The 26,368-nt window shown below is 69.9% G+C and carries 21 protein-coding genes; 2 read left to right on the top strand and 19 right to left on the bottom strand.

What is annotated here, in order from left to right; all coding sequences use genetic code 11:
- Nucleotides 1–12 precede the first annotated feature (12 nt).
- The 11 genes from IT306_09705 to IT306_09655 all read right to left on the bottom strand — a co-directional run bounded on the left by IT306_09705 (nt 13) and on the right by IT306_09655 (nt 12,221).
- A complete protein-coding gene (locus tag IT306_09705) occupies nt 13–1,668 on the bottom strand; it encodes a glycoside hydrolase (protein ID MCC7368688.1) in 1,656 nt (551 codons plus the stop codon).
- 209 nt (nt 1,669–1,877) lie between these two features.
- Nucleotides 1,878–3,266: a sugar ABC transporter substrate-binding protein gene (locus IT306_09700; protein ID MCC7368687.1), complete on the bottom strand. Its 1,389-nt coding sequence runs from the start codon at nt 3,264–3,266 to the stop codon at nt 1,878–1,880.
- Between the two features lie 38 nt (nt 3,267–3,304).
- On the bottom strand, nt 3,305–4,189 hold the full coding sequence (locus IT306_09695) for a carbohydrate ABC transporter permease (GenBank protein ID MCC7368686.1): 885 nt from the start codon (nt 4,187–4,189) through the stop codon (nt 3,305–3,307).
- Entirely contained in the window at nt 4,182–5,123 is a 942-nt protein-coding gene (locus IT306_09690) for a sugar ABC transporter permease (GenBank protein ID MCC7368685.1), read from the bottom strand. Before IT306_09690 ends, IT306_09695 begins: the two co-directional genes overlap by 8 nt.
- Nucleotides 5,120–6,142 carry a LacI family DNA-binding transcriptional regulator gene (locus tag IT306_09685; GenBank protein MCC7368684.1) on the bottom strand — a complete coding sequence of 341 codons (1,023 nt, stop codon included), beginning with the start codon at nt 6,140–6,142 and terminating at the stop codon, nt 5,120–5,122. Before IT306_09685 ends, IT306_09690 begins: the two co-directional genes overlap by 4 nt.
- A 145-nt stretch (nt 6,143–6,287) precedes the next feature.
- The gene (gene rsgA, locus IT306_09680) at nt 6,288–7,388 is read right to left on the bottom strand and encodes a ribosome small subunit-dependent GTPase A (GenBank protein MCC7368683.1); all 1,101 of its coding nucleotides are present in this window, start codon (nt 7,386–7,388) and stop codon (nt 6,288–6,290) included.
- A gap of 54 nt (nt 7,389–7,442) precedes the next feature.
- Complete coding sequence (locus tag IT306_09675; protein ID MCC7368682.1) at nt 7,443–8,192, bottom strand: hypothetical protein; 750 nt, start codon at nt 8,190–8,192, stop codon at nt 7,443–7,445.
- Nucleotides 8,193–8,435: 243 nt separating this feature from the next.
- Nucleotides 8,436–9,026 (bottom strand): hypothetical protein, encoded by a 591-nt coding sequence (locus IT306_09670; GenBank protein ID MCC7368681.1) that lies wholly within the window; start codon nt 9,024–9,026, stop codon nt 8,436–8,438.
- A gap of 216 nt (nt 9,027–9,242) precedes the next feature.
- Nucleotides 9,243–9,827 (bottom strand): alkaline phosphatase family protein, encoded by a 585-nt coding sequence (locus IT306_09665; GenBank protein MCC7368680.1) that lies wholly within the window; start codon nt 9,825–9,827, stop codon nt 9,243–9,245.
- Nucleotides 9,828–9,971: 144 nt separating this feature from the next.
- Complete coding sequence (locus tag IT306_09660) at nt 9,972–10,856, bottom strand: SMP-30/gluconolactonase/LRE family protein (GenBank protein MCC7368679.1); 885 nt, start codon at nt 10,854–10,856, stop codon at nt 9,972–9,974.
- Nucleotides 10,857–11,069: 213 nt separating this feature from the next.
- Nucleotides 11,070–12,221, bottom strand: a complete 1,152-nt coding sequence (locus IT306_09655) for an amidohydrolase (GenBank protein MCC7368678.1) — start codon at nt 12,219–12,221, stop codon at nt 11,070–11,072.
- Between the two features lie 165 nt (nt 12,222–12,386).
- Between IT306_09655 and IT306_09650 the strand changes: the two genes are divergently transcribed.
- On the top strand, nt 12,387–13,964 hold the full coding sequence (locus IT306_09650; protein MCC7368677.1) for a hypothetical protein: 1,578 nt from the start codon (nt 12,387–12,389) through the stop codon (nt 13,962–13,964).
- Between the two features lie 77 nt (nt 13,965–14,041).
- On the opposite strand, the gene IT306_09645 is transcribed toward IT306_09650, so the two are convergent.
- The 7 genes from IT306_09645 to IT306_09615 all read right to left on the bottom strand — a co-directional run bounded on the left by IT306_09645 (nt 14,042) and on the right by IT306_09615 (nt 23,478).
- Nucleotides 14,042–14,698, bottom strand: coding sequence for a hypothetical protein (locus tag IT306_09645; protein MCC7368676.1), 657 nt, complete (start codon nt 14,696–14,698; stop codon nt 14,042–14,044).
- A gap of 75 nt (nt 14,699–14,773) precedes the next feature.
- Nucleotides 14,774–15,625 carry a class I SAM-dependent methyltransferase gene (locus IT306_09640; GenBank protein ID MCC7368675.1) on the bottom strand — a complete coding sequence of 284 codons (852 nt, stop codon included), beginning with the start codon at nt 15,623–15,625 and terminating at the stop codon, nt 14,774–14,776.
- Nucleotides 15,626–15,701: 76 nt separating this feature from the next.
- A complete protein-coding gene (locus tag IT306_09635; protein MCC7368674.1) occupies nt 15,702–17,048 on the bottom strand; it encodes a hypothetical protein in 1,347 nt (448 codons plus the stop codon).
- A gap of 328 nt (nt 17,049–17,376) precedes the next feature.
- The gene (locus IT306_09630) at nt 17,377–20,310 is read right to left on the bottom strand and encodes an AAA family ATPase (GenBank protein MCC7368673.1); all 2,934 of its coding nucleotides are present in this window, start codon (nt 20,308–20,310) and stop codon (nt 17,377–17,379) included.
- 301 nt (nt 20,311–20,611) lie between these two features.
- Nucleotides 20,612–21,115, bottom strand: a complete 504-nt coding sequence (locus IT306_09625) for a response regulator (protein ID MCC7368672.1) — start codon at nt 21,113–21,115, stop codon at nt 20,612–20,614.
- A 114-nt stretch (nt 21,116–21,229) separates the two neighbouring features.
- Nucleotides 21,230–22,036 carry a HAMP domain-containing histidine kinase gene (locus IT306_09620; protein MCC7368671.1) on the bottom strand — a complete coding sequence of 269 codons (807 nt, stop codon included), beginning with the start codon at nt 22,034–22,036 and terminating at the stop codon, nt 21,230–21,232.
- On the bottom strand, nt 22,033–23,478 hold the full coding sequence (locus IT306_09615) for a GAF domain-containing sensor histidine kinase (protein MCC7368670.1): 1,446 nt from the start codon (nt 23,476–23,478) through the stop codon (nt 22,033–22,035). The genes IT306_09620 and IT306_09615 overlap by 4 nt, the downstream gene beginning before the upstream one ends.
- 451 nt (nt 23,479–23,929) lie before the next feature.
- Here IT306_09615 and IT306_09610 point away from each other — a divergent pair, with 451 nt between their 5' ends.
- Nucleotides 23,930–24,706, top strand: coding sequence for an SDR family oxidoreductase (locus IT306_09610; protein MCC7368669.1), 777 nt, complete (start codon nt 23,930–23,932; stop codon nt 24,704–24,706).
- A gap of 17 nt (nt 24,707–24,723) precedes the next feature.
- Here the strand turns inward: IT306_09610 and IT306_09605 are convergent, their stop codons facing one another.
- Entirely contained in the window at nt 24,724–25,974 is a 1,251-nt protein-coding gene (locus IT306_09605; protein MCC7368668.1) for a molybdopterin molybdotransferase MoeA, read from the bottom strand.
- Nucleotides 25,975–26,368 lie beyond the last annotated feature (394 nt).

Raw genomic sequence — 26,368 nt, 5'->3', positions numbered from 1 at the left:
CGGCAGGGATCGCTACCGTCGAAGCTCCAGCAGCGACACGCCATGGAGCGGAAGCTCGAAGCGCACCGTCACCTGACCGTTTACGACCGGCACAGCCGCCGGCGGCGAGAGCTGCTCCAGCCCCATCCGCGACGTCAACCTCTCAAGCTGGACCGGCGTCGGGTCTTCCGGCTTGCCGAGTCGCACCCACTCGCCGTGCGCGTTCGAGTGCTCTCCGTCGATGCGCCAGTGTCGCAGCATGGCCGTCTCACCGGCGAACGCGATGCCCGAGAGTGTCAGGTCAACCGTGGCCGTGCCAGTCTCGCGCCAGCGGTCAGCATGGTGCCAGACCATCACCGTCACGCGGTCGGCGTCCATCGCAGCCAGCCCGTCAACCTCGCGGTCTGACCAGGAAAAGCCGTCGGCTAGCGGGTCCGTGCGTGCGTCCGTCGAGAGCGCCACCCGCGTCCCGGCCATCCGACTCAGCATCCGGAACCCGTTGACGATGGCCCCTTCCACGTTCTCGTTGGTCACCAGGGAGCGGTTCCCCTCAAACCAGCGCTTCCCCTCCATGTAGAACGCCCACGACGTGAACTCGTCCACGCGCGGACACTCACCCGTTGCCCCGATGCTCTCCGGGCTGATGTCCAGCAGCCGCCGCGCCAGCGCGCACACGAACGACGCGTAGTACGGCGTGTTGCAGACCTCGAAGTCGGGGTTGTCGTAGACGCCGTAGACGGTGCCAACGGCCGGGTCGCACTCGTCCACGAGGCACGGCAGCCCGGCGAGCGTCGGGAACCGCGCGATGATCCCCAGGCTCCGCTGGATGTCCCCGAGCATTGTCGGAGTAGACGGGCTCTGCTCCGGCAGCTCGACAAACGGGTTGTACGAGCGGCGGGGATCGTAGAACGCGCCCTTCGTATGGAACGAGATGAAGTCGATGGGGCTCCCGATCTCGCCGGTCGCGTAGTTCCGCCCCTCGGTTACGTGTTCCAGGAACTTCAGCAGGAAGTCCGGGTTGCGGTGGGTGGTGGCCGGGCCGCCAAACTGCGCGCGTGGAAATGCCCGTTTCGCGCCCCGGGCGGCGTAGTCGTACAGCTTGCAGTACTCGTCGAAGGTGCCGTGCCAGTAGTGGCGGATGTCCGGCTCGTTCCAGACCTCCCACTTCCAGCGGGCGACCTCCTCCTCGCCATACCGCTCCACGCAGTGCCGGACCGTCTGGTAGATCAGCTCTTCCCAGCGGTCCCAGTCCTTCGGCGGGTACTTCCAGGCCCCGGCCTCATACGGCTCCTTGCCGACATCCAGGCCGGCCCCAAACCCGATGTTCGGGGCCTGCTCGCTTGACAACTGCTGCGGCATGAAGCCAAGCTCGATCAGCGGGATCCCGTTGCCGCCGAGAATGGTGTCGTAGATCTGGTCCAGGTAGCCCCAGTAGTAGCGCGGCTGTCCCTCGGCGTCCTCGTGGTAGACGTTGCCGCCGCCCCAGGCCGGCCCAGACAGGCCGTTGCTGCTGGTCAGGGCGTTGTGATTCCGCACGCTGTAGCGCACGTCGAACACGTCGCGCAGCGTGCGATACAGCCGCTTGCCGCGCCCGGTGTAGGTGAAGTTGATCTCGTCATAGCCGATGCTCGCCCAGATCCGCCTGAGCGGACCGAGCCAGCGCCCGCAGTCAACATCGATCCGGGCCATGATCGCTCTCCCAGGCAGGTCGTGCGCGGTCAGCACACGGCCTAGAAACATGGAAACGTGTGCGTCACAGCGTGGCTCCCCCTCTCCCCTTGAGGGAGAGGGGGTTGGGGGGTGAGGGGTCGGTCTCGGGGGTGAGGGGTCGGTCTCGGGGGTGAGGGGTCGGTCTCGGGGGTGAGGGGTCGGTCTCGGGGGTGAGGGCCTCCCGCAGCCTACTGGCCGGCCAGCGTCTTCAGCTCCCGCTCCAGGAAGGTGACCGCCTCCTCAACCCCACGCTTGCCGTTCATCACGTCGCCCAGCGCCTGGCTGAACAGCAGTTTGCCCTCGGCCTCGCCCATGTACGGCGTGGTGCCGTAGACCGGGCCGCCGTAGCGCACAGCCGTCTCCATCTGCTTGACCAGCACGCTGCGGATCGGGTCAGCCGTGAAGAACGACGAGCTGAGCGCCGCCTTCGTCACCGGCAGGGCTGCGCCGCGCGTCCGCTCCACGTAGTCCGTGTAGAAGGTTGGGTCGTACAGCCACTTGAGGAGGTCGAGCCCGCCCTGTGGGTTCTTGCCGCCCGAGAACACGAACAACTGCCAGCCGCCCAGGAACGAGCGCGTCGTCTGGCCGGCCTTGTTGACCGGCAGCGTCACCGCGCCGAGCGTGTCCAGTAGTTGCGGCGCCTGGTCCGCGATGGCCCGCGCAAGCTCGCCGTTCGCGACCACCATCGCGATCTTCTTCAGCATGAACAGCTGAATCAGGTCGGTGGCCTTGTAGGTCAGCGCTGCCTCGTCCATCGTCTTGTGGGTCAGCAGGAAGTCGGAGCAGAACTTCAGCGACTCCTTCATCTCGGCGCTGTTGACCATCACGCTGCCGGCCCCGTCGATGACCAGCCCGCCGTTCGAGATGCCGAGCGGCACCCACAACTGGCCCGGGTTCGTCCCCTCCATCGGCACCACGAAGCCGAACTGATCCGGAGTGGTCAGCGCCTTCGCCGTCTCGGTCCACTCGGCCCAGGTCGTCGGCGGCTTCAGGCCGGCCGCGTCCAGCAAGTCCTTGTGGTAGAAGAGCACGCGCGTCTCGATGTACCAGGGCACGCTGTACGCCTGCCCGCCCAGCGAGACGAAGGCGTCGCGCTGGAGCGGCGCGAGGGTCGGGGCGATCTGCGCCGACACATCGTCGATCGGCAGCAGGTGGCCGGCCGCCGCGAACTGCATCGTGACGTCTGGACCCTGCTGCCCGAGGTCCGGCGGTGAGCCAGCCGCGATGGCCGCCTGGGTCTTCTGGATCGACTCCTGGAACACCATGAACTGCGCGCTGGACCTGGTGCCGTTCGCGCTGTCGAAGGCAGCCAGGTGAGCGTTGATCAGCGGCTGCCGTGCGCCGTTGTCCGCCGTCTCGCGGCTCCAGAACTCCACGGTGTTCGCGGACTGCCGCATCGGCGGCGCGCCCAGGTCCGCCAGACCCATCGCCTGCGCCGCCGATCCTCCCAGCAGCGGCGCTGCCGCCAGCCCCAGGCCCAACGCCGAGCCAGCCTGCAGCAGCCGCCGTCGAGCCGGCGAGGCCGGCCGCTTGCCGGCGCGGGGGGTTCCACGGTCCGAACGAGGTGAACCAGACATTGCCCCTCCCTTGGGTCGAGCGTCCGCGTCGGCGACGCTCACGACTTGACGGCGCCGGCGGTGAGTCCGCCGACGAGGTACCGCTGGAAGATCACGAAGACGGCGACGACCGGCAGCGTCGTCAGCGTCGCCATCGCGAAGAGGCCGGTGTAGTCCGTGCGGAACTGGTCGATGTACGCCGACAAGCCGATGGCCAGCACCCGTTTGGCGTCGTCGTTGATCATCACGTAGGCGAAGAAGAACTCATTCCAGGAGTTGACGAACGCCAGCGTGGCGACAGCCGCCAGCCCTGGCGCGGCCATTGGCAGTACCACCCGGAACAGCACGCCCAGGTAGCTGCACCCATCGATTCTGGCGGCATCCTCGAGCTCGCGTGGGATCGACAGAAAGTAGCCGCGCAGCAGCCACGTCACGAACGGCAGGTTGAACGTGGTGTAGGCCACCACCAGCCCGAGCAGGTTGTTCACCAGCCCGACCCGTGCGAACACCACGAACAATGGGATGACCAGCAGCACGGCCGGGAACAACTGGATCAGCAGCAGCGAGATCCCGAACGCCCGCTGCCCCCGGAACTTCAGCCTCGCCAGGGCGTATGCACCCCACGAGCCGGCGACCAGCACCAGCACGGTGGTCCCCAGCGAGACCAGCGCGCTGTTCAAGAAGTACCGCCCGAACGGCAGGGTTGGCGAGACGATCACCCGAACGATGTTGTCCAGGGTGTAGCTGTTCGGGAGCAGCGTCGGGCGCAGCGAGAACGCCTCCGGGGCCGGCGTGACGGCCGTCCGCAAGACCCAGAAGAAGGGGAACAGCGCCACGAAGATGGCGAACAGGATGACGGCCCAGGCCGCCGCGCTGCCGACATGCTGGCTCAGGCGGCGACGCAGCGGGCGGCGCGGAGCGGCGCTCACGGCAAGGCTAGCCAACGTCCTGCACCTCCCGGATGTACTGCCAGATGTAGATGCCGCTGATCAGCAGGATGAACAGGAACATCAGCACGGCGGCGGCGGCGGCGTACCCGAAGTCCCCCGCGATAAAGGCGATGTTGTAGGTCGCAATCGGGATGACGTTGGTGGCGTTGGCCGGGCCGCCCCGCGTCAGAATCCAGGGGATTGTGAAGTAGTGGAAGGCGTTGACGGCCGCCAGGAGGACGCCCACCATCGCGACCGGCTTGACCAACGGCAGGGTGATCGACCAGAAGCGCTGGAAGACGTTCGCGCCGTCGACCGCCGCCGCCTCGTACTGCTCCTTCGGGATCGACTGGAGGCCCGCCAGCAGCACCACCAGTTGGAACGGGAAGCTCTTCCAGACCATCACCGCGATCAGCGACCAGAGCGCCCAGTCCTTCCCGAGCCAGATCGGGGCGCGCCAGCCAGCGCTTCGGAACAGCGCCGCCAGGATGCCGAACTGGTCGTTGAACATCCAGGCCCAGACCAGCGCCGCCACGAAGGCCGGGATCGCCCACGGGATGATGAACACCGAGCGGACGATGCCCCGGAAGGGGAACTGCCGATTCAGCAGCAGCGCCAGCCCGAACCCGATGATGAACGAGAAGAACACCGACGCCACCGTGAAGATGATCGAGATCCAGATGGCGTTCCAGACCTCGGGGTCGGCCAGGATGCGCTGATAGTTGCGGAACCCGATGAAGGTGGCCGTGGCCGAGGAGATCTTGCGCTCCTGAAAGCTGATCCAGAGGTTGAACAGGAGCGGGTACACGTCCACCAGCAGGATGCCGACAACCGTGGGGAAGACCAGGATGTAGGCGATGCGCCGCTCCAGGAACGCGCCGAGGCCGCCCGTGGACGGCGCGTCGTGGGTGGCTGCGCGGGGCGACGATGGGCGCGCCGATGCGCTCATGAGACGGCCTCCAGTCCGGGAGGGGCAGCGGTGGACGCCCGCACGACGAGCCTCGGCGGCAGGACGATCCGACGATGGGGAGCGGTGTCGCCGCGCACCCGCGCGACCAGCAGCCGGGCGGCCGTCTCGGCCATCTCACGGGTCGGCTGGGCCACGGTGGTCAGCGGCACCTGGAGATAGGGCGCGTAGAGGATGTCGTCGTGGCCGACCAGCGAGATGTCCTCGGGCACGCGCAGGCCGGCCGCGCGGATCGCCACCAGCGCCCCAACGGCCATCAGGTCGTTGTAGGCGAAGATCGCCGTCGGGCGTCGGCGGCGTCCAAGCAGCTTGCCGGTCGCCTCGGTGGCCGCTTCCACGTCGATCTCGACCCGGCAGACGAGGTGCGGGTCGAGTGTGATCCCGTGTGCCGCGAGCGCATCCTGGTAGCCCGCCAGCCGCTCGGAAACCGTCGAGATCTCCGGGCGGCCGGTGATGTAGGCGATGCGCCGATGCCCAAGCTCGATCAGGTGCTCGATGGCCGCCCGCGCGCCGGCCCGGTTGTCGATCATCACCCGGTCCACGTCGAGGCCGGGCACGTCGCGGTTGAGCAGCACCAGCCGGTTGCCCCGCCCGACGAACTTCGCCAGCCCATCGTCCTCGGAGCGGGCCGGCGTCAGGATGATGCCGTCCACCACCTGCCCTTCCAGCAGGTGCAGGGACTGGGTCTGGCGGTCCGCCCGCTCGTTCGTGTCGAACAGGACGACGCTGTACCCTTCGCGGGTCGTCACGTCCTGAATGGCGCGGATCTGCTGGGCGGTATTCGGGTTCGTGCAGTCGGTGACGACGTGCCCGATGGTGTGACTCTGCCGCCGCAGCAGCGAGCGCGCGAGGTTGTTCGGGCGGAAGCCAAGCTCGTCGATGACGGCCTGCACCCGCTCACGGGTCACCGGACTGACGTCCTGCTTGCCGTTGAGGACGCGCGAGACCGTGTTGGCGGAGACGCCTGACTTCGCCGCGACATCGCGGATGGTGACGCGCACTGCGAGACTCCGTGCCACTGCGCACGAACTCCGGTAACGTTACCGGTAACCTTCCCGCAGCATACAGCGGTCCTCACGGGCTGTCAAGTGGGTGCGCGGCCGTTCGGCGCCTGCCGAACGGATGGCGCGCTTGCCGATGGCGAGCTTACCGCCGAGGCGCGTGCTTGTTGAACGCCTTCGTGGCCGCCCGCACCCGCCGCTTCTCGAACTGGCGGTTCAGGTGATCCTGGCGAGCCGCCAGCGCCCGCAGCTCGCGGCGCAGCTTGTGGTAGCTCTCCAGCCGATCCTGCCCCAGCGTCCCCGCCTCGACGGCCGCCAGCACGGCACACCCTGGCTCCGTCGTGTGCAGGCAGTCCGGGAAGCGGCACTGGAGCGCCAGGTCCTCGATGTCCGCGAACGTCTCTTCCACACCCTCGTCCACGTCCCAGAGCTGCAGCTCGCGCATGCCGGGCGTGTCCATCATCAGGCCGCCGCCGTCGAGCAGCAGCAACTGCCGATGGGTCGTGGTGTGGCGTCCGCGCCCGTCGAACTCGCGGACCTCCTGGGTGCGCTGCAGCTCGCGCCCGGCCAGCCGGTTGACGATGGTGGATTTGCCGACGCCCGATGACCCGAGCAGCGCGACCGTCTGCCCGGGCTGGAGATAGGCGAACAGGTCGTCATACCCTTCGTCGCGCGGGCGGCTCACCGTGTGGATCGGCAGGTTCGGGCCGGTGACTGCGCGGGCGGCAGACAGCCGGTCGTTCAGGTCGTCGCACAGATCGGTTTTGGTCAGCACCAGGACCGGACGCGCGCCGCTCTCGTGTGCCAGCACGAGGTACCGTTCCAGCCGGCGCGGGCTGAAGTCAGCGTCCACCAGCGCCATCACCAGCAGCACCACGTCCACGTTGGCCGCCACCACCTGCTCGGCCACGACGCTCCCCGCGACCTTCCGCACGAAGCGGCTCTTGCGCTCCAGGACGCCGTGGATGGTGGCGCGCTCCTCGCCCGTCGTGTTCGGGATGCGGCGCAGCCCCACCCAGTCGCCAACGGCCGGGTAGTCCACGCGCCCGCCCGCCCGGTGCCGCAGCCGGCCGGCCACCGTCGCCAGCAGCTCGCCGCCCTCGGTCACCACCCGGTAGATGTGTTGGTACTCGACCACCACGCGGGCCGGCAGCAGCCCCTGCTCGCCGTACGGCTCGAACCGCTCGGCGAACAGACCGTCGAAGCCGTAGGCGTTGAGGATGCTTCCTGGCGCTGTCTGTCCCATCCGTCAGGTTGTACCGAATCGGACGGGCTGGCCGCTGTTCTCGACGGAACGTGTCTACGACGACGTATCGAGCAGGCGGAAGACCCGCGAGACATCCAGGCCAGACTGCGCCAGCAGGGCGTCGCCAGGGCTGGACAGCAGATCCGAGCGCAGCTGGATCGTCGTGCCGAACGCCGCCGTCGAGTTCCCCAACGCCAGCTCGCCGGTCGCCGTGAGCGGCGGGCTGGTCAGGGCATCCAGGTCGTCCTCGAGGCGCGCCTGCGCCCGCCGGACGGCGTCGGCGGCGCGATCCAGCCGCGTGCCGGCCAGGTCGAGGGCGCCGGATGCGGCGACGGCCTGGTCTGAGGAGCGCACCGACAGCTCGGTCAGGCCCAGCGCCGAGGTGCTGATCTGCTTGAACGGGGCGGGGGTGGCGGTTTGCCCCGAGGCGCTGCGTATCCCGGGCCGCAGCAGCTCCTGGTTGAACAGCGTCCCGTCGGCAAGGGAGTCGATCTCGCCCAGCAGTTCGTTGACCTGACGCTGCAGTGCCGCGCGCTCCTGCGGCTGCATGCCGTGGCCGGTGCTGACCACCACCGCGTCTCCAAGCTGGGCCAGGAGCGTCTTGACGGTCGTCGCGCTGTCCGCTGCCGATTCGAGCTGCTCCAGGCCCGTTCCGACCTGTGCTGCACGGTCACGCGCCTCGTTGAGCGCGGCGATGGATGCCCGGCTGTCGTCCACCAGCATGGCCGGCGTGCCGCCACCGTCGATGCTGCTCAGCAGGCCGCTCTCGGCGTCGTCGGCGGGGCCGATGCGCGCGATCTGCATGCGCAAGCCACCCGCCAGGCCACTACGGCCGGCCAGCGCGTCGTTGTCCCGAGGTGATCGGAAGAACGGCAAGGGCGGGACGGGCACGAGCGCGGCCTCCGGAGGGTGAGCGGTAGGAGCGCCCGCCACCGAGCCTGCCAGCGATGACCGCGCGCCTTCACCATCATGCTATCGCGTTTGCGCGCTGGATGTAAAGATTATATTGCGCCTATATCGACGGATGTGGGCGACCGCGTGCCGCTCCTACCCTTCGATGCCGTTCAGCACGAAGTCGAACAGGTCGCGGCTCTGCGCGCCGGCCGCGTGCCACGCCGCATACCGTGGCTTCAACGGGTGGCTCACCACGATCGGCACGATCTGCTCGTGGCGGCCCCCGTGCGAGCGCAGCCCCGTCTCGACTAGCGACAGGTCGTGCTTGGACTGCGCCTTCCCGAGCGCCGTCCGCGCATCCGACGCCACGGTCAGATCGCCGATGCGGTCGGCCGGATGCTCGTAGATGACGGCGGCCTCCTCGCGGGGGTAGACCTCCTCGACGCCGTCGAGCGCCACGAAGGCCGCGCGGGCGCGCTCGCGATCCGCCTCGGGCAGGTAGACCCAGGCGAACGATCCGAGCGCCCCGTGGTGCAGGACGTACGGATCGGTGATCGGCAGCACGACGTGGTAGTCGCGGACGCCCAGGTGGTCGAGCACGTCCTCCAGGTAGATGACGCGCGGCGCGCCGTCCGGCTGCTGCTTGGCGTTCATGCCGTGGTCCGCCGTGAATCCGACCACGAACCCGGCATCCAGAAACTCGCCCAGCAACTGGTCGAAGCGCCGATAGAACTGGTCGGCCATCGGCCCGCCGGGGGCTTCAGGGCGATTGCATGTTCATTGGTGTCCCCGAAGCATCATGGAACGGGCGGTCGGGGGTTGAAACCCCCGCCTACAGTCATTCCGTCGCTGCGCGACGGAGACCGGGAACAGCCGTCGTCCGGTGAGACTGGAGCGTCGCGCAGCGACTGCAGGACGGTAGGCGGGGCTTTCAAGCCCCGACGCGGCGGCACGACGACATCAACATGCAATCGCCCTGCCGGGGGCTTCCTTGTGCTGGACGAAGTCGGTGGTCGAGACGTACAACAGGTCGAGGCCGCGCCCATCGCGCGCCAGCAGGTGCCGGTGAACGGTCAGCCCGATCTCGGCGGCGTAGGCGCTGGCGTCCCACTCGTAGATCTTCGGGGCCGGCCGCCCGACGACGGCCGGCACGTCGGCGATGCCCAGGCCGGGCAGCCCGAGCTCGCCAGCCCGCTGCATCTCCCCCAGGATCGTCGGGCAGCGCAGGTGGGCCGGGTCCGTCAATTGGACTTCGGAGCCGTCTGGCGCGCGGAAGTGGTTGCCGGGGATGCCGTGGACGGCGGGAGCCACGCCCGTCACGATGGAGACGTTGTTCGGGTTGGTCAGCGAGGGCATCTGCCCGCGCCCGAGGTGGTACGCGCCGTCGCCGGCCAGCAGCGCCGAGAGGCGGGGCATCAGGCCACGCGCCATGCCATCGTCGAGGTAGGCCGGCTGGCAGCCGTCGACGGTGATGACGACGGTCGGGCGGCGCGGCAGGCGGTAGTCACGCCCGTTGACGGTGATGAGCGAGTCGGCAGTGGGCACGGGCCACCTCCGGCGCGTCGCTGAGCGGCGGCTCAGCGCGAGTCAGCAGGCAGGATAGCAGCCAGGAGCGCGGCCGGCCGGAGACGGTTCAGCAGCCGGGGTGACTGCCTCGCGGCGGCGGCCACCCCGGCCTGCTGCTGGCCGCTACAGCCCGATGCGCGAGGTGAACTCCGGCAGGCCGCGCACGCCCGGCCGCACCCGGAACAGCGCCCCGGCCCCGGGGCCGTCCACGTCCTTCTGATCGCCGCCGGCCGTCGTGACGTACAGGTCTGAGAGGTCCGGCCCGGCGAAGATGGCGCTGGAGACCTTCTTCGCCGGGAACTCGATCCGCGACAGCTCCCTGCCGTCCGGCGCGTACCGCACCAGGCACGAGCCGCCCCACCGCGCCGACCAGACGCACCCCTCGGCGTCCATCGTCATGCCGTCGGGGGCGCCCTGGCCCGGCTCGTCCGCCACGTACACGAACTGGCGCTTGTTGGTGATCGCGCCGGAGTCGGCGTCGTAGTCGAACAGGGAGATGTCGCGGGTCGAGGTGTCGGTGTAGTACAGCCTGCTCCGGTCAGCGGTGAAGCCCATGCCGTTCGAGACGCCGATCTCGGTCAGCACCACGGAGTAGGTCAGGTCCGTCTCGAGTCGGTAGAGGAAGCCCGTCCGCTTGTTGGCCGGCTCGCCCTCGACGGGCGGCGACATGGTCCCGCAGAACACCCGCCCGCGCGGATCGGCGATCACGTCGTTGAAGCGGCTGGCGCGGATGGCCGGGATCTCGTCGATCAGGGTGGTCAGCGTGCCGTCGCGCCAGACGGCGATCTGCCCGCGCTCCATGAACAGGAGCAGCGAGCCGTCCTCCTGGATCGTGAATCCTCCGACCTGCGGGCCGCTGTAGATCTGTTCGTGGTGGCCGCTGGCGGGGTCGTAGCGGAAGAGGCGGCCGGTCAGGATGTCGGACCAGTACAGGCGGCCTTCGGTGGCGTGCCAGAGGGGGCCTTCGCCCACGACACACTGGTAATCGGCGATCAGCTCGGGCTGCATCGGAGCCTCCGGGGAATCAACAACGTCGTTGCGGTGCGTGCCGACACCGAATCGCCGGGTCGGCCGCGTCGCCGTGAGGATGGCACGCCCGGCCGCCGCCGCTCAAGTTGGGTCCCCTCAGGCCCATGGCAATCGCATGTTCGTTGGCGTTCCCAGAACGTGGTACGCCCCGACTGCGCTGCATGACGCGCCCAACATGCAATCGCCCTGCCCTCAGGCCGACCGCGACAGCAGCCGTTCGCGGACCGTTCGGTTGGTCGCGAGGTCGATGGCCGTCCAGGCGAGCGCCGTGGCGCCGTCGCGGATGGCCCGGTCGCCGGCCGGGGTGACGGTGCAGGCCGCGAACTCCGGCTGGTGGTTGACGGCCGGCAGCGAGTCGATCCCGATCATCGGGTGAATCGTCGGGATGACGTGCGAGATGTTGCCCATGTCTGTCGAGGCCGGCATCGGGGACACCACGAACTCACGCCCGAGCCCGCTGGCATTCTGCCCGAAGATGGCCGAGAGCTCGGCGTCCCAGCGGCCCTCGGCGTACGGCTTCTCGCCGCCGGAGAGCGTGAGCGCTGCGCCAGTCGCCAGCGCGCCGGCCTCGAAGCAGCGAAAGACCTTGTCGCGCACATCGACCAGATCGCCGATCGCCGAGGCCCGGACGCAGTAGCGGGCGGCCGTGTTCGCCGGAATGACGTTCGGGGCGTCGCCGCCGTGCGTCACGATGCCGTGGACACGGTCGGTCGGTCGCAGTTGTTGCCGCAGCAGCCCGATGGCCGTCTGCGCTACGACCATCGCATCGGCGGCGTTGACGCCGAGATGCGGGAACGCGCCGGCGTGGGCCGGCCTGCCGGCGTACCGCACGTCGAACATCGTCGCGGCGATCAGGTTCGGTTCGAGGACGTTCGACGGCCCCGGGTGGACCATCATCGCCGCGTTGACCCCGGCGAACGCGCCCCGCTCCAGCAGCAGGATCTTGCCGCCGCTGTCGAGGACTTCCTCGGCCGGCGTGCCGAGCACGCTGACGGTCAGGCCGAGATCGTCGGCAAGCTCGCGCAGCGCGAACGCGGCCCCCAGCGCCGAAGCGGCGATGATGTTGTGGCCGCAGGCGTGCCCGATATCCGGGAGGGCATCGTACTCGGCGCAGATCGCCAGGTGCAGCGGCCCCGAGCCGGCGCGGGCCACGAACGCCGTTGGCAGGTCGTAGACGCCGGTCTGCACGGCAAATCCACCGTCGGCCAGCAGGTCTGCCAGCCAGCGGCAGGATTGTTCCTCCTCCCAGGCGACCTCTGGCGCGGCGTACATGCGGTGACTCAGGGCGACCAGCCGCTCGTGCTCCTGGGCGATGCGCCGTGCGGCAGCCTGTTTCGGGTCCATGCAGCATGCTCCAATGCGGGGGATGCGCGGCGAGCGCGTGCGCGGCGAGTGCGGTCGTGTCGGGATTGTGGCCGGACGGGGAGCGTGCCGCAACCGTCTCAGATGGTGCGCCCGCCTGCCCACCGATTCGGGCCGCCTCGCGGGTACTCCCGGTCGGGAGGGCACATGCGAGACGACACGACACGGCGAACGGAACCCCAGGCGGCCGGCAGTGCGAGCAGCGGGGGCCGGCCCGCGGCCCTGCGCCGCCTGCTCGGGGACATCGAGACGTTCTCGGCCCGCCTGCTCGCGATGCCGCTGCGCCCGTATCAGGCGGAGATCGCCCGGTCGGTCCTGCGCGCCATCGAGGATGGTGGCGGCCGCCAGTTGACGGTGATGCTGCCGCGCCAGAGCGGCAAGAACGAGCTGTCCGCCCACCTGGAGGCGTACCTGCTGACGCGCCGCCAGCGCCGAGGCGGCAGCATCGTCAAGTGCGCGCCAACCTACCGGCCGCAGGTGCTCGTCTCGGTGGCGCGGCTGCTGCGGACGCTCGACAACCCGCTGACGGGCGGCCAGTGGCGGCGGCGCGATGGCCACATCGTCGTGCTGGGGCGGGCCAGCATCGCGTTCTACTCGGCTGAGCCGGGCGCGCACGTCGTCGGCGGGACCGCCAGCCTGCTGCTGGAGTGCGACGAGGCCCAGGACGTGCTGCCAGACAAGTGGGAGAAAGACTTCCGCCCGATGGCCGCCACCGCCAACGCCGCCAGCGTCCTCTACGGCACCCCCTGGACCGACGACACGCTGCTGGCCCGCCAGGTCGCCCTGAACCGCGAGGCCGAGGCCCGGGACGGCGTCCGCCGGCACTTCCAGGTGGACTGGTCAGCCGTGGCCGATGCGAACCCGGCCTACGGTCGACACGTCGAGGGAGAGATCGCCCGGCTCGGGGAGCACCACCCGATTGTGCGGACGCAGTATCTGCTCCGCACCGTGGCCGGTGGTGGGCGCTTCCTCGACGCCGGACAGCTCGGGCTGCTGCTGGGGGAGCACCCGCCCGAGGACGCCCCGTCCGCGCGCCGCGCGGGGCCGGGCGCTTACGTGGCCGGCCTGGACGTGGCCGGCGAGGACGAGGAGGACCCGTCCGGCGAGGCCGTCCGTGTCAACCCGCGCCGCGACTCCACCGTCCTGACCATCGCCTACGCGGCCCAGACGCGGATCGGCGAGCGCGTCCTGGAGCCGCGCTTCGAGATCGTGCACCAGTATGCGTGGCGCGGCGACCGCCATCGCGAGCTGTACCCGCGCATCCTGGCGCTGGTCAGCGAGCGCTGGCGCTGCCGCTCGGTGGTGGTGGACGCCACCGGCGTCGGCGGCGGACTGGCGGCGTTCCTGGGCGCGGCGCTTGGGCCGGCCATCGTCAGGCCGTTCCGGTACACGGCGGCCAGCAAGAGCCAGCTCGCCTACGACTTCCTGTCGGCCGTCAACGCTGGCCGCCTGAAGCTCTATGCCGAGGCGGGGGAATGTCCGAAGGAGACGGGCGCCCCGATACTCCTGACCGATCCGGCTGCCAACGATCTGCGCCGCGAACTGCTGCGCCAGTGCGAGGCCGCCGAGTACGCCATGCGCGCCGGGCAAGTCATGAGCTTCTTCGTGCCCGAGCACCGTGGCCACGACGACCTGCTCAACGCCGCTGCGCTGCTGGTGCAGGCCCAGCCCGTCGGATCGGTCCGCACGGCCACCGGGCGGCGTCAGAGCCGATCGGACCGGTGAGCGTCTCGCCGTCGGGCCTGGGCCGAGACATGATCGGCCGATCAGTCGCACGGCCAATCATGTCTCGGCCCAGCCGGCTATCGCCCGGCGACACGGGATGCGAGGCGCGGTGCGACCAGGCGGGCGATGGCCTGCGCCAGCCCAGACTGCCGCGCCTCGTTGCCGCCCAGGTCGGTCACGCTGACCGTCGCCAGGTGGTCGGCAGCCAGCCAGGCCACCTGGGACGTCGTGCCGTAGTGGACCAGGATCGCGTCGGCCGCCCCGTCCAGGTGGCATCCTCGCAGGCCGCCGTACAGCGGGATGGTCTCGCGGGCCAGCGTCCAGAGGTCGGCGGGCGTGGCGCCCCGGGTACCGCTCGTTGCCCGGTCGAGGCCGACGCTGCCGAGGGTGATCAGCGCCCCGAGTCCCGCTCCGCCGGTCACCCGGAAGATCTGGAACGAGACGACCAGCCCGCGCAGTCGCCAGTCCATCTCCACCAGCGCCACTCGCCCACGTCCGACCTCGGCTCCTGCACCGTTCAGCATCGCCGCCACGTCGACTGAGTCGAGGATCCCGTCCGTGTCGGATCGGATCGTTGGGAGGACGTCGCGTTCGGGGGGCTGCGTCGCGCCGAGTGGCAGCACCGTCGCGAGGCCAACTGCGAACAGCAGTGTCGCCGTGCTCGCCGGAGAGGTGGTGGTGCATGCCGCATCCTGTACCGGGTCCGAGCAGCGCGCCGGTCGGTCGTTGACCATCCCTGCTGGCCTCCTCACCGGCTCTTGAAGCGCCGGGGCGCCAGGGCTGTCAGGTGTCACCCTTGCACCCGGCGGCTACCTGACGCCGACTCCGACGATCAGCTCGCACGGACCCTCGAATCCACCGGTCCCCTCGAACTGGCCGAGCTCACGCTCGATCTCGTCCCAGGCGGCCCGGCGCTCCCCCTCGGGCAAGCCGGCCAGCATCTGGTGCAATGCGCCGAACGACTCGCGCTCGAAGCGCACGCATTCCGCCGCCGAGGGCATCCGCAGGGGCGACGGGACGATGCACGTCTCGACCTCGCGGAAACCTGCCCTCCGGTACGCCTCGGCCAGGACGCCGGGACCGCCGAGACTGAACGGGCCGGGCTGGCCGGACAGCGGCGGCGGGAGCTGGGCGCGGCGGCGGATGATCGAGACGGGGATCGAGAAGAAGCGGTTGTTCTCCGGCGTCGTATAGACGATGGCGGCGACGCGTCCGCCCGGCTTGAGCACCCGTCGCATCTCGGACAGCGCCCGCTGCCGGTCCGGGAAGTAGATCAGCCCGACCCGTGAGGTCACCACGTCGAACGACGCGTCCGGCAGCTCGAGGTGCTCGCCGTCCATCTCGCGGGTCTCGACGTTGCCGAGTCCACGCTCGCCGGCGGATCGGGCCGCAAGCTCCAGGATGTTGGGCGCGATGTCGGTGGCGAGGACGTAGCCGCGCGGTCCGACGCGCTCGGCGATGGTGATGGCCGGCTCGCCGGCGCCGGCCGCCACGTCGAGCACGCGGCAGCCGGGGCTGATCCGCGCAGCATCGAGCATGACATCCGTGGCCGGGCCGAGCCAGCTCTTCAACGTCGGGCCCCAACGATGCCAGGCCTCCGCGGCCTGCTGCCACTGCTCCCGTGTCGTCTCCTTGTACGCGATGGGGTCGAAGGCGAGCATGGCGTCCCTCCTTGTGTGGTGTCGGGTGTGGTGTCGAGATGGCCGGCTCAGGGGCGGCCGGCCGTCGTCCCGCGCGCTAGTCGTCGTCCTTGCACGCGGCGGTGACGGTGAGCGTGTTGTTCGCCTCGTCCGCCTCGGCGACACGCTTCGCCGGGTCGACCGTCGCCGTCAGCGTGCGTTGGCCCTTCTTCAGCCGAACATGCTCGAAGCGGACCTCGCGCTCCTGCCCGGCGTCCAGTCCAGGCGCCGATTCGCTGCCAACTTCCACCTTGTCCACGGCGAGCGAGACGGCGAAGGCGCCCGCGTTGGCGTTGCCCGTGTTCTTGACGACGGCGGTCACGTCGTTCTTGCCGTCCTTACAGTCGTCCTTGCCGTCCGGCGTCCGGCCGTTGACCTCGATCGCACTGATGGTGAGGTCGGACCGGGCCGCGCTCGGCGTCGGCATCGGCGTGGGGCCGGGCGTCGGCGACGCCGTTCGGTCCACCACCAGCGCGATCCGGTTGTTGGCCTCGTCCATCTCCGGGACTTGCCGCGCCTCGTCGATCGCGAACGACAGCTCGCGCTGGCCGTCCCCCAGCTCCGACAGGAGCACACAGTGCTCGGTGGACGCCCCGACCTCGAGAGCCGGCAGGGTCGGCGTCCGCGACAGCGGCACGCCACTGTCGCGGATGCCGAGCTGGAACAGGCCGGACGGCTCGCTGCCGACGTTGTCGACGACGACGCAGCGGTACTGCAGCCCGCCGGCGTCGAAGCTCCGGATCTCGCGCGCCCGTAGGTCCGGCAGCGGCGTACGGCGGATCTCGAAGTCGAGGTAGTAGTCAGCAGGGCCGCCATCGGTCCAGAAGCTCCGCGGCGTGTAGCTGCCGACGCCCCAGTCGTTGCCCGGGGTGAGCCAGACGTAGATCCGGCCCAGGTACTCCCATCGGACTCCGGCGGGATCGAGCTCGTCGTCCGTGTCGTACATGTCGAGCCAGAGCAAGTACTCCGCGCCGGCGTACATCGGATAGCCGGCTCGCTCGGACAGGTCGTACCCGCTGTGCCCCTGGTCGCCGAGTTTGGGGATCACGACATTCAGGGGGACCGTCTCGTCGGAACTGGCGTCGAAGAGCTCCAGGTGATCGGTGAGGCCGGCCATTCCGTCGTTGCCCGGGAAGCAGGTGTCCGTGGCCGAGCAGCGAAGGAGCTTTGCCTCCAACTGCAGGTCGCCCTCGGAGTGCCAGTCGTGATCGTCCAGGATGTGGGCGGACTTGACAATGAGCTGCACCCGCGCCGCCGGGTCGCGGGACCGCGCGGGCTGCGCCTGCGTAGGAGCCGGCAACCCGAGTACCGTGACGACCAGGGCGGCCACGAGGCCGACGGTCGGCATGGCGCGATGAGCGACGTGCGCGACAGCCGCACGTTGAGCAGTCCACGCGAAGGTCATCGGTCTCCCCCTATCGTGCACACTGGCACGTCGTGCCGACCGGCACGGCCGTGTGCCCCGCCGTGGTGTCTCCGTCGCCGCGGTGTCTCCGTCAAGGTCCACGCGTCCGTTGCGGACTTCGCACCGGAGCGTGCGGCCGGGCGCTCGCTGGCTCGCACCCTCAGCCTATCGACGGCGGCAGGCCGCAAGGATGCGGGAGATCACCCAGCCGTATCGGGGGACCTACGTATCTTTCTCAGGCGGGCTTCGTCGTCCGGAGGCCGTCTTCGGCAGCCACGGATGACCGAATGGGCCAGGTCGTGCGTTGCCCGGCCTTCGAGTGGCGCGTTCAGTCGCCCAGGACGCCGAGCTCGCTGGCCCGGCGGACAGCCTCGGCGCGAGATCGGCAGTTGAGCTTCGCCAGGACGTTGCCGACGTGCCGCTCGACGGTCCGTGGGCTCAAGAAGAGCAGGCGCGCGATGTCGCGGTCGGTTCGGCCCAACGCGATATGTCGCAGCACTTCGAGCTCCCGATGCGAAAGGCCGCCACGCTCAAGCCCGGAGGCCATGCCCCGGCCCGGTCTCCGCTCCGGCGACTCGCCGAGCGCCGCCAGCTCCTGCGTGGCCTGCGCGGCCAGTGGACGGGCTCCCAGTTTCCGCGCCATCCGATACGCATCGGTCAGGTGCTCGACGGCCCTCTGGTGCTGACCGGCCGCCCCGAGGGCCGCGCCAGCGCGGAGGTGTGTCTGGGCCACGTCGAACGGCAGCGGCGTGTCCCGCAGCAGGGCCAGCGCGTGTTCGAACTGACGAGCCGATTGTTCCGCTTCGCCCTCGAGGAGCAGGGTCTCGCCGAGCGCGTGGGCGAGGCCAGCCAGCGCCTCGCCGTGCGTGTTCTCGGCGGCGATCCGCGAGAGGGCGCTCGCACAGGCGCGCGCTTCGGCCGCCGCACCACGGACCGCGAAGAACGTCGCCGACCACCGGAGTGACGAGATCGCGTAGTGCCGCTCCTCGGTCCGCTCCCACCGCTCGAGGAGGGCGCGACAATGACCCGCCGCCGCGTCGTCATCTCCCGCAAGCTGTTCCACGAATGCCAGGCCCCACGCGTCCTGGATCTCGATCGCCGCCAGCTCGATCAGGTGCGCGAGCGTCGCCGACTGGAGCAGGAGCGGTCGCGCGCGGGGTCCGTCCCCCCGGAACGCATAGATAGATCCGAGCATGGCTCCTGCGACCGAGCGGGCAGGTGCTGGGCTCTCGTCGGAGGCGAGGACGTCTCGGCAGACCCGGAGCGTCCTGTCCCATTCCCCGATCTGCCTCAACAAGACGGACATGCACGCCATGCAGACGTGGGCCAGGCCGGACTCGCCGCGCGCGCGACAGAACTCAGCCGCCGTCAGGTACGTCTCCCGTGCCTGGCCATACTGCCCTGCCTGCTCCAGGGCATCGCCGAGATGCTGGTACACCTCGGCGGCCAGCCCAGGCAAGTCGCGCTCGAGCGCGAGCGACAGTCCCTCGCGCACCAGAGCCAGTCCGGCCTCGTGCTGCCCCGACTTGGCGCGAACGCTGCCTTCGAGGCCCATGGCCCGGGCCTTGAGGTCCAGTCGACCGGCTTCATCCGCTTCGCGATGGACGATCTCGAGCAGCGGCAACGCCGCCGTCAGGCTCGCGGCCGAACGGAGATGCGCCACAACCGACAGCCGCTCTGCCGCCGCGTCGCCGGGCAGCCCGCTCGCGGAGAACGCATCGGCGGCGGACAGCCGCGCCGCGAGTGACTGGTCCCACGCGCCCTGCATCTCATGGACCGTGGCCAGGCGACGCTCCGCCGTGGCCGCCCTGCGCAGGTCGCCGAGGTCGCGCCAGCCGGCGGCGGCCTGCCGCCATGCCTGGACCGCCTCGGCCGGCTCGCCGGACAGCTCGGCACAATGCCCCAGGCGCTCCAGGAGCCCCAGCCGGTCTGCCGCGGAGCTTTCGGTCCAGAGGGCGAGCGCTCGACCGGCGGCACGGGCGGCGTCCCGGTAGGCATGGAGCGCACAGAACGCCTCGACGGCGGCGACCAGGGCTCGCCGCGCCCGCTCCGTCTCCTGGGCCGCCCCCCAGTGCTCCGCGACGAGCCCGAGCGGAGCACCACGCGGCTCGAGACGCTCCGCCAGCCCTCGATGAAGCGCTCGGCGGCGTCCCCACGGCACATCGGCATAGATGGCATCGCGCGCCAGCGCGTGACGGAACGCTCCGACCCCGCGCTCCGCCTCGATCACGATGCCCCGCTCGATCAGCTCGTCCAGGCCACCGTCCCCGCCGGCCAGATCCGCCACCAGATCGAGGTCGAAGCGCACGCCAGCGACCGCCGCAACCTGGAGGGCCTGAAGCGCGTCGCGGCTCAATCCCTGGGTGCGCAGCAGCATGGTGTCACGAACACTCTCAGGAACCGGCAGCGGATCGCGCTGATCGAGCGCGAGGCCGGCCGGCGTCTCGCGCAGTCGTCCGCTCGCCGCCAGCGCCATCGCGACTTCCTCGATGAAGAACGGCAGTCCCTGGGTCCGGTCGTGCAGGATCGACTGGAGGTGGGGACTCACGCGCTGCCCAAGGGCGCAGGCAGCGAGACGGGAGCTTCCAGCCTGGTCGAGCGGCTTGATGCTCAGCTCGCGTGCCCGACCGGCCCGGCGCAGGTCCAGGCGCAGGCGACGGAGCGGGTGGTCACGAGGGAGCCCATCGGCTCGGTATGCGCCGATCATCAGGAGGGGAAGTTGCTCGAGCCAGGTGGCAGCCGCGCTCAGGAGGTCGATTGTCGCCGCGTCGGCCCACTGCAGATCGTCCAGGAACACGACAGCCGGCCGGCGTGCGGCCATCTGTTCCATGCCCCACCGCACCGCTTCGAGAAGCGTCGGCGCGTCGCTCCGTTCGGGTGGCGGCCCCCGCTCGGGAAGCAAGATGTTGAGGTGGATCGAGAGCGGTCCTGGTCCCGGCAAGCCATCCGGCGCGTCGTGGAGAAATGCGCGGAGCACGGCAACGATCGGCCCGTAGGGCTCCGCATCGACGTGTGGCGGAGCGGATGCGAGCGCCAGCAGATCTGTCTCGGCCAACGCCGCCTTGACGAGCGCGGTCTTCCCGACGCCGGCCTCGCCCGTCACGAGCACCAGGCTGCCACAGCCGTCTCGGGCCGCGTCGATTGCGCGGTCGAGGACAGCCTGCTCATCCTCACGCCCGATCAACGGTCTGCGCGGGTGCATGGGCTTGAGTATAGGTCGGCGCCAGCCGCCCGGCTGTTCCGCGCGAGACAGCCTGGTCACCAGATCGCCCGGGACCGTGAGCCGGCACGCCAGTGCGAGGCCGCCGCGTACGCCAAACGCGCGTAGCAGCAGCCGCGGGAGAGCCTCGGGCCCGGCAACGGTGTCGATACCAGGGCCATTTCGGCAGTCGCGCTCAACCTTGCAGGTCGTCAGGCGTCAGGCCAGTTTGTCGAGCGATGCGAGCGAGCATACGAGGACCGATTTCCTGGCCGTCATGAAACGCGAACACAACGCCGCCGATGTACCATCGCACGCCTCGTGTCGTCGTCGCGTCAGGTGCCCGTGCTACGAAGGCTGCACCCTACATCACCGGGCCGTAGTAGTAGGCCCAGAAGTCGGGGTCGCCGTTCCGCCAGCCCGGGGCGAACGCCCGCTCGAAGAACCGGCCCATCCGGTTGAACAGCCGCTCCCAGGTGGACTGGCCCGCCTCGATGGCCTCCAGCACGTCCGCGATGTGCTCGCCCAGGTTCGCCAGCTCCTCCTTCGGCAGGTACGAGTTCGCCCCCTGCTCGATGGACGCCTTCAGCGTGTCCGGGTTCATCGCGTGGGCCGTGAGCATCACCGTCGGGATGCCGAGCGCCACCGTCTGGTTCAGCAGCTCCATGCCGTCCACGCCCATGATGTCGAGCACGGCCACATCGTAGGTGTGCGCCTCCAGGAACGCGACGGCCTCCTGGTAGGTCCGGGCGCCGTCAACGGTCGCGCCGTCCAGCACGTCGACAATCGTCTCAAGGATATCCGGCTCGTCGTCCACGGCGAGGATCCGCAGCCCGCTCAGGCGATCCGTGGCGCTTGCATCCGACATGTCAGCTCACTCCTCCCAGCATCGCCAGCCCATCCCCCAGAGACCCGCAAGGCTGGCGGCGGAGTATAGACGAACACCGTGGGCCACACGCGACGGGTTCGGCGCCACAGCGTCTCAGCGCCGGCGCCCGGTGGGGACCGTCAGACAGAACGTCGTGCCACGCCCGACTTCGCTGCTCAGCGTGATGTCGCCGCCCAGCCGACGCGCCAGGATGCGCGCCCCCGCCAGCCCCAGCCCATGCCCCTTGCGCTCCAGGCCGTCGCTCGCCGCCACCTGCCGGTACCGCTCGAAGACCGTTGCATGGTGCTCCGGTGCGATGCCCGGCCCATCGTCCTGCACCTGCACCGTCAGCATCCCGCCAGCCTGTTCCAGCGTCACGTCGAGCGTCTGCCGCCGGTAGTGCAACGCGTTCTGGACCAGGTTTCCCACCATCAGATCGAACTTGACCGGGTCTTGATGGATGGTCAGGCTCCCGACGCCCGGGCCAGCGTGGACGTGGATACCGGCGGCGGCCAGCGACGCCAGCCGCTCGGCGTCGGTGCTGCCGTCGTAGACGTGGCCGGCCAGCGCGTCGTCGAAGCTCTCGACGGCCGCCAGCACGATGTGGAGCACCGCCTCGGCCGGGGCGAACGACGCATAGGTGAACTGCGATGCCTCGGCCCGCCCGACCTCCAGCAGGTGCTCGACCAGCCGCCGCCCGCGCAGCGCCCCGCGCAGAATGCGCCGCAACGCCTTCTCCTGGCGCTCCGTCAGCGGTCCATGCCGCGAGGGGCTGGCCAGCAGCGTCCGGGTGGTCGCCTCGACCAGCGCAAGCGGACTCTTCAGCTCATGTACCAACAGCTGCGTGTCCAGCTCCTGGAAGAACGTACCGCCGCCCTCGGCCGGCTGGGTGGTATCGTGCGTCGCAGCGTCGTGCGTCATGGCCTGTCCGTCGGTTCAGGCTCGCCGGCCGGCGGCGTCTGGATGGCCTGGATGGCTGTCGGAAAGATCAGCATGAACGTGCTCCCGACGCCCACCTGGCTCCGGAAACGGAGCTGGAAGCCGTGACGCTCCGAGAGCAGCTTGATGCGCTGGAGATCCAGCCCCTTCCCGCCGGCCCCGAAGTCGTACGGGCGACCCGAGGAGTAGTCGTCCGTGCTGCCGGCGTGCACGAACCCGAAGAACAACTGGCGCTGCAAGTCCGCATCGATGCCCACCCCGGTATCGTGGATCTCCAGCCGCACGTCGCCGTGCAGCGTCCGCAGCCGGACCTCGATCTCGTTGCCGTCAGGCGTGGCCTCGATGGCGTTGCGGAGCAGCCCTCGAAACGACTTGAACAGGATCGATTCGGGCAGGCAGACGGCCGGGCACGCCGCCAGCGCCAGCGTCAGCCTGACGCCGCGATGCGCGAACGCGGGCCGGAGCGACTCCACCACCGCCGACGTCCAGGTGTCGAGCGCCAGCGTCGAGGCGACCTGATCGTCGTCGTCGGCGTAGATCGCGGCGATCCGCCGGGCGAAGCGCAGGCGTAGCTCGTGCGGCGTGCCCTCGACGTCGGCCAGGCTGTCGAACAGATCCTCAGCCCGCCGCAGCAGCGTCGAGAGGATGATCTCCTCGTGAAAGTTGCGCTGGTCGGCGATGTCCGACGCTTCGAGCTGCAGCTCGGACAGCCGGCTGATGGCCCGCTGCACCCGCTCCCCGATGGTCCGCGCCCGCTCCGGTTGCTGGGCGGCGGCCATCTTCTGGAGCACCCCGCTCGACGCCGCCAGCACCGCCAGCGGCGTCTTCAGCTCGTGGGAGAGGTGGTCGATCATCCGAGACTTGGCGACGTTCTGCATCTCCAGCAGACGATCCTGCTCGATGAATGCCTCGACCATCCGCGCCCGCTCGATGGCTACGCAGATGTGGGCCGTCAGCCCCCGAAGCAGCGCCTCATCCTCCCGGTCAAAACCGGTCAGGTTGTGCTTGTTCAGCACCTGGATCACGCCGACCAGTTGATCGTGCGCGCCGATCAGCGGCATCGACAGCACCGAGCGCGTACGGTAGCCGGTCCGCCGGTCGACGGCCGGATCGAAGCGCGGATCGGCGTAGGCGTCGGGGATGTTGGCGACGGCCCGCGTCCTCGCCACGTCGCCGGCGATGCCCTTGCCAACCGGCAGCCGGATCTCGCGGATCTCAAGCTGACCGGTCGTCTTGCTCCACAGCTCGCCGTGCTGGGCATCGTACAGGAAGAGGGTCGCGCGCTCGGCGTCGAGCACGTCCGTCGTCTTGCTGATGATGGTCCCCAGCAGATCGTCGAGGCGCACCTGGCTGGCGAGCGCACTGGAGACTTCGAGCAGGATGCTGAGCGTGCGCGTCTGGCGTGATGGCTCTGACTGCTGCATCCACGATCCGCCGTTGACGTGCTTCACGGTCCCGCTGGCACACCGGCCAGCCGACCTGAAGCCGAGGCTGGAGCGTGACTATACCCCGGACCTCCGCCAACCCGAAGCCGGGCGTGAGCGGAGCCAGGGCGATTGCACGTTCGTCGATGTTCCCGCAACGCCGTGAAACGCGCAGTCGGGGGTTGAAACCCCCGCCTACACTCACGCCGTCGCTGCGCGACGGACGCCGGGACCAGCGGCAACAGGTGAGACCGGAGCGTCGCGAAGCGACTGCAGGATGGTAGGCGGGGCTTTCAAGCCCCGACTGCGCTGCGCGACCCGCTCAACGTGCAATCGCCCTGTGAGCGGAGCCGCATGGCTGGCGCGGGTACACTCACGGCCACGGCGTGCGGGGCCGCTGGCCCAGCGGAGGACGGGGCGCGCACGACACGGCCAGTGAAGGACGGAAACGATGGGAATCCTGCAGCAGTTCCGGCTGGATGGCCGCCGGGCGCTCGTGACCGGCGCGCCGCGCGGCATCGGCAAGTCGATCGCGCTGGCGCTGGCCGAGTGCGGCGCGAACGTGGTCGTCAACTACGCGTCGAGCCGCGCGCTCGCCGAGCAGGCCGTGGCTGAGGCCGAGGCGTTCGGCGTCTCGGCCTACGCGATCCAGGCCGAATTAGGGCAGCCAGGGGCCGCGCGCTCGCTCTATGAGGCGTCGGTCCACGCGCTTGGCGGCATCGACATCCTGGTACACAACGCCTCCGTGCAGTACCGCTCGGGCTGGAGCGAGATCCCCGAGGAAGAGTTCGATCACCAGATCAACGTCAACCTCAAGGCGATGTTCGAGCTGACGCAGCTGGCGGTGCCGTCGATGTGCGCGCAGGGCTGGGGCCGCGTGCTGATGATCGGGAGCGTCCAGCAGGCCCGCCCCAGCGCCCAGATGATGGTCTACGCCGGGACCAAGCACGCCCAGCTCAACATGGCGCGCAACCTCTCCCTTCAGGTGGCGAAGTTCGGGGTGACCGTCAACAACCTGGCCCCGGGCGCCATCGACACCTACCGGAACGCCGAGACGCTGGCCGATCCGAACGTCGTGGCCCGCCTCAACGAGCGGATTCCGGTGGGGCGCGTCGGCCAGCCCGACGAGTGCGCGGCGGCAGCCCTGCTGCTCTGCTCAGACGCCGGCTCGTACATCACCGGCGCGGACCTGTTCGTCGACGGCGGCCTGAGCCTGGGCATCATCTAAGATGAAGTGAAGACGCGTCAGCCCTGGGCTGGCGCGTCTTCGATCTCCCCCGTCAGCAGCGCCGTCACTCGGGCGCCAGCCGGCAGGATCTCGCCGCCAGACGGGATCTCCAGCAGCGCGTTCGCGCCGATCATGTTCAGCAGCCGGCTGGACGCCTGCCGCCCCGTCGCCGTGCCGATCAGCCGGCCGTACTGCCACCGCACCACCGCCCGCTGATACTCCAGCCGGTAGCGGCTCGCCTCGATGGGGTGCTCCAGCTCAACCGTCACGCGGGGCCGGTGCAGGCGCGTCAGACCCTGCAGCCGCCGCAAGGCCGGCCGCACGAACACCTCGAAGGTCACCAGCGAGGAGACGGGAAACCCCGGCAGCGCGAACACCGCCGTTCGCTGGACCGTTGCGAAGGTCAGCGGCTTGCCCGGCTTGAACGCCACCCGCCCGAAATGGATCTCGCCGAGGTCGGCCAGCAGCGGCTTGAGCAGATCGCGCGTGCCCATCGAGACCCCGCCCGAGGTGATCAGCACGTCCGCTACGCCGAGCGCCGCCTCGACGGCCACGCGAAGCCGAGCCGGATCGTCCACACAGTGCCCGGACCAGACAACCTGTCCGCCAGCCTCCTCGGCCGCCGCGATCAGCGCGTACTGGTTGCTGTCGCGCACGAAGCCGGGTGGCGGCGTACCGTCTGGCGCCACCACCTCGTCGCCCGTCGCCAGCACCGCGACGCGCGGACGGGGGTGGACGCTGACGGCGGTGTGCCCGACCGCCGCCAGCATGCCGATCTCGGGCGAGTGCAGCTGCTGGCCGGCCCGCAAGACCACCTGACCGCTGCGCGCGTCCACGCCGGCCGCCTGGATATGGTCTCCCAACCGGGGCGGGCGCACGACCTCGACGTACCCATCCTGCTCGCCGCCGGTGTCCTCGAACATGACGACGGCGTCGGCCCCGTGTGGCAGCACGCCGCCCGTCATGATCCGGACCGCCGTGTCAGGCTCAACCGTCACCGAGGACGCGTTGCCAGCGGTCACCTCGCCCACGACTCGCAGCCGGAGCGGTCCGGGCCGCGCCACCACCGCGTAGCCGTCCACGCCGGCCCGGCGCGTCGGCGGGAGATCGTCGTCCGCCAGCACATCCTCGGCCAGCACCAGCCCGGCCACCGTGCGGAAGTCCAGACGGACCGGCGGCAACGGCTCGACGCGCGACAGGATCTCGCGGGTCGCCTCCGCGACGGACAGCATCGGATACGGCGAGGTGGTCCGGATCGTTCCTGGCATGCTCGGCCTCCGTGCACCGCTCAAGACGCAACCGCCGCTCAGAGTATGGCCGCTCGCCTCACCCGCCGAACAGGATGCCCGGGATCGAGTCAGGGCGATTGCATGTTGATGTCGTCGTGCGGCCGCGTCGGGGCTTGAAAGCCCCGCCTACGATCCTGCAGTCGCTGCGCGACGCTCCAGTCGCACCAGTGCCTATCCGTGCCCGGTGTCCGTCGCGCAGCGACGGCATGCGTGTAGGCGGGGACTTCAGTCCCCGACCGCCCGTTCCATGATGCTTCGGGGACACCAATGAACATGCAATCGCCCTGAGTCACGAACCAGGGCGATTGCATGTTGATGTCGTCGTGCGGCCGCGTCGGGGCTTGAAAGCCCCGCCTACGATCCTGCAGTCGCT

Source organism: Chloroflexota bacterium (assembly GCA_020850535.1).
Lineage (GTDB): Bacteria > Chloroflexota > UBA6077 > UBA6077 > JACCZL01 > JADZEM01.
This window is presented reverse-complemented; position numbering and strand designations above follow the sequence as displayed.

What these genes read in the sequence shown, in the direction of transcription:
- IT306_09705 (MCC7368688.1), bottom strand. Translation starts at nt 1,668, where the DNA reads ATGGCCCGGATCGATGTTGACTGCGGGCGCTGGCTCGGTCCGCTCAGG.
- IT306_09700 (MCC7368687.1), bottom strand. Translation starts at nt 3,266, where the DNA reads ATGTCTGGTTCACCTCGTTCGGACCGTGGAACCCCCCGCGCCGGCAAG.
- IT306_09690 (MCC7368685.1), bottom strand. Translation starts at nt 5,123, where the DNA reads ATGAGCGCATCGGCGCGCCCATCGTCGCCCCGCGCAGCCACCCACGAC.
- rsgA (MCC7368683.1), bottom strand. Translation starts at nt 7,388, where the DNA reads ATGGGACAGACAGCGCCAGGAAGCATCCTCAACGCCTACGGCTTCGAC.
- IT306_09675 (MCC7368682.1), bottom strand. Translation starts at nt 8,192, where the DNA reads ATGCAGATCGCGCGCATCGGCCCCGCCGACGACGCCGAGAGCGGCCTG.
- IT306_09670 (MCC7368681.1), bottom strand. Translation starts at nt 9,026, where the DNA reads ATGGCCGACCAGTTCTATCGGCGCTTCGACCAGTTGCTGGGCGAGTTT.
- IT306_09660 (MCC7368679.1), bottom strand. Translation starts at nt 10,856, where the DNA reads ATGCAGCCCGAGCTGATCGCCGATTACCAGTGTGTCGTGGGCGAAGGC.
- IT306_09655 (MCC7368678.1), bottom strand. Translation starts at nt 12,221, where the DNA reads ATGGACCCGAAACAGGCTGCCGCACGGCGCATCGCCCAGGAGCACGAG.
- IT306_09650 (MCC7368677.1), top strand. Translation starts at nt 12,387, where the DNA reads ATGCGAGACGACACGACACGGCGAACGGAACCCCAGGCGGCCGGCAGT.
- IT306_09645 (MCC7368676.1), bottom strand. Translation starts at nt 14,698, where the DNA reads ATGGTCAACGACCGACCGGCGCGCTGCTCGGACCCGGTACAGGATGCG.
- IT306_09640 (MCC7368675.1), bottom strand. Translation starts at nt 15,625, where the DNA reads ATGCTCGCCTTCGACCCCATCGCGTACAAGGAGACGACACGGGAGCAG.
- IT306_09635 (MCC7368674.1), bottom strand. Translation starts at nt 17,048, where the DNA reads ATGACCTTCGCGTGGACTGCTCAACGTGCGGCTGTCGCGCACGTCGCT.
- IT306_09625 (MCC7368672.1), bottom strand. Translation starts at nt 21,115, where the DNA reads ATGTCGGATGCAAGCGCCACGGATCGCCTGAGCGGGCTGCGGATCCTC.
- IT306_09620 (MCC7368671.1), bottom strand. Translation starts at nt 22,036, where the DNA reads ATGACGCACGACGCTGCGACGCACGATACCACCCAGCCGGCCGAGGGC.
- IT306_09615 (MCC7368670.1), bottom strand. Translation starts at nt 23,478, where the DNA reads ATGCAGCAGTCAGAGCCATCACGCCAGACGCGCACGCTCAGCATCCTG.
- IT306_09610 (MCC7368669.1), top strand. Translation starts at nt 23,930, where the DNA reads ATGGGAATCCTGCAGCAGTTCCGGCTGGATGGCCGCCGGGCGCTCGTG.
- IT306_09605 (MCC7368668.1), bottom strand. Translation starts at nt 25,974, where the DNA reads ATGCCAGGAACGATCCGGACCACCTCGCCGTATCCGATGCTGTCCGTC.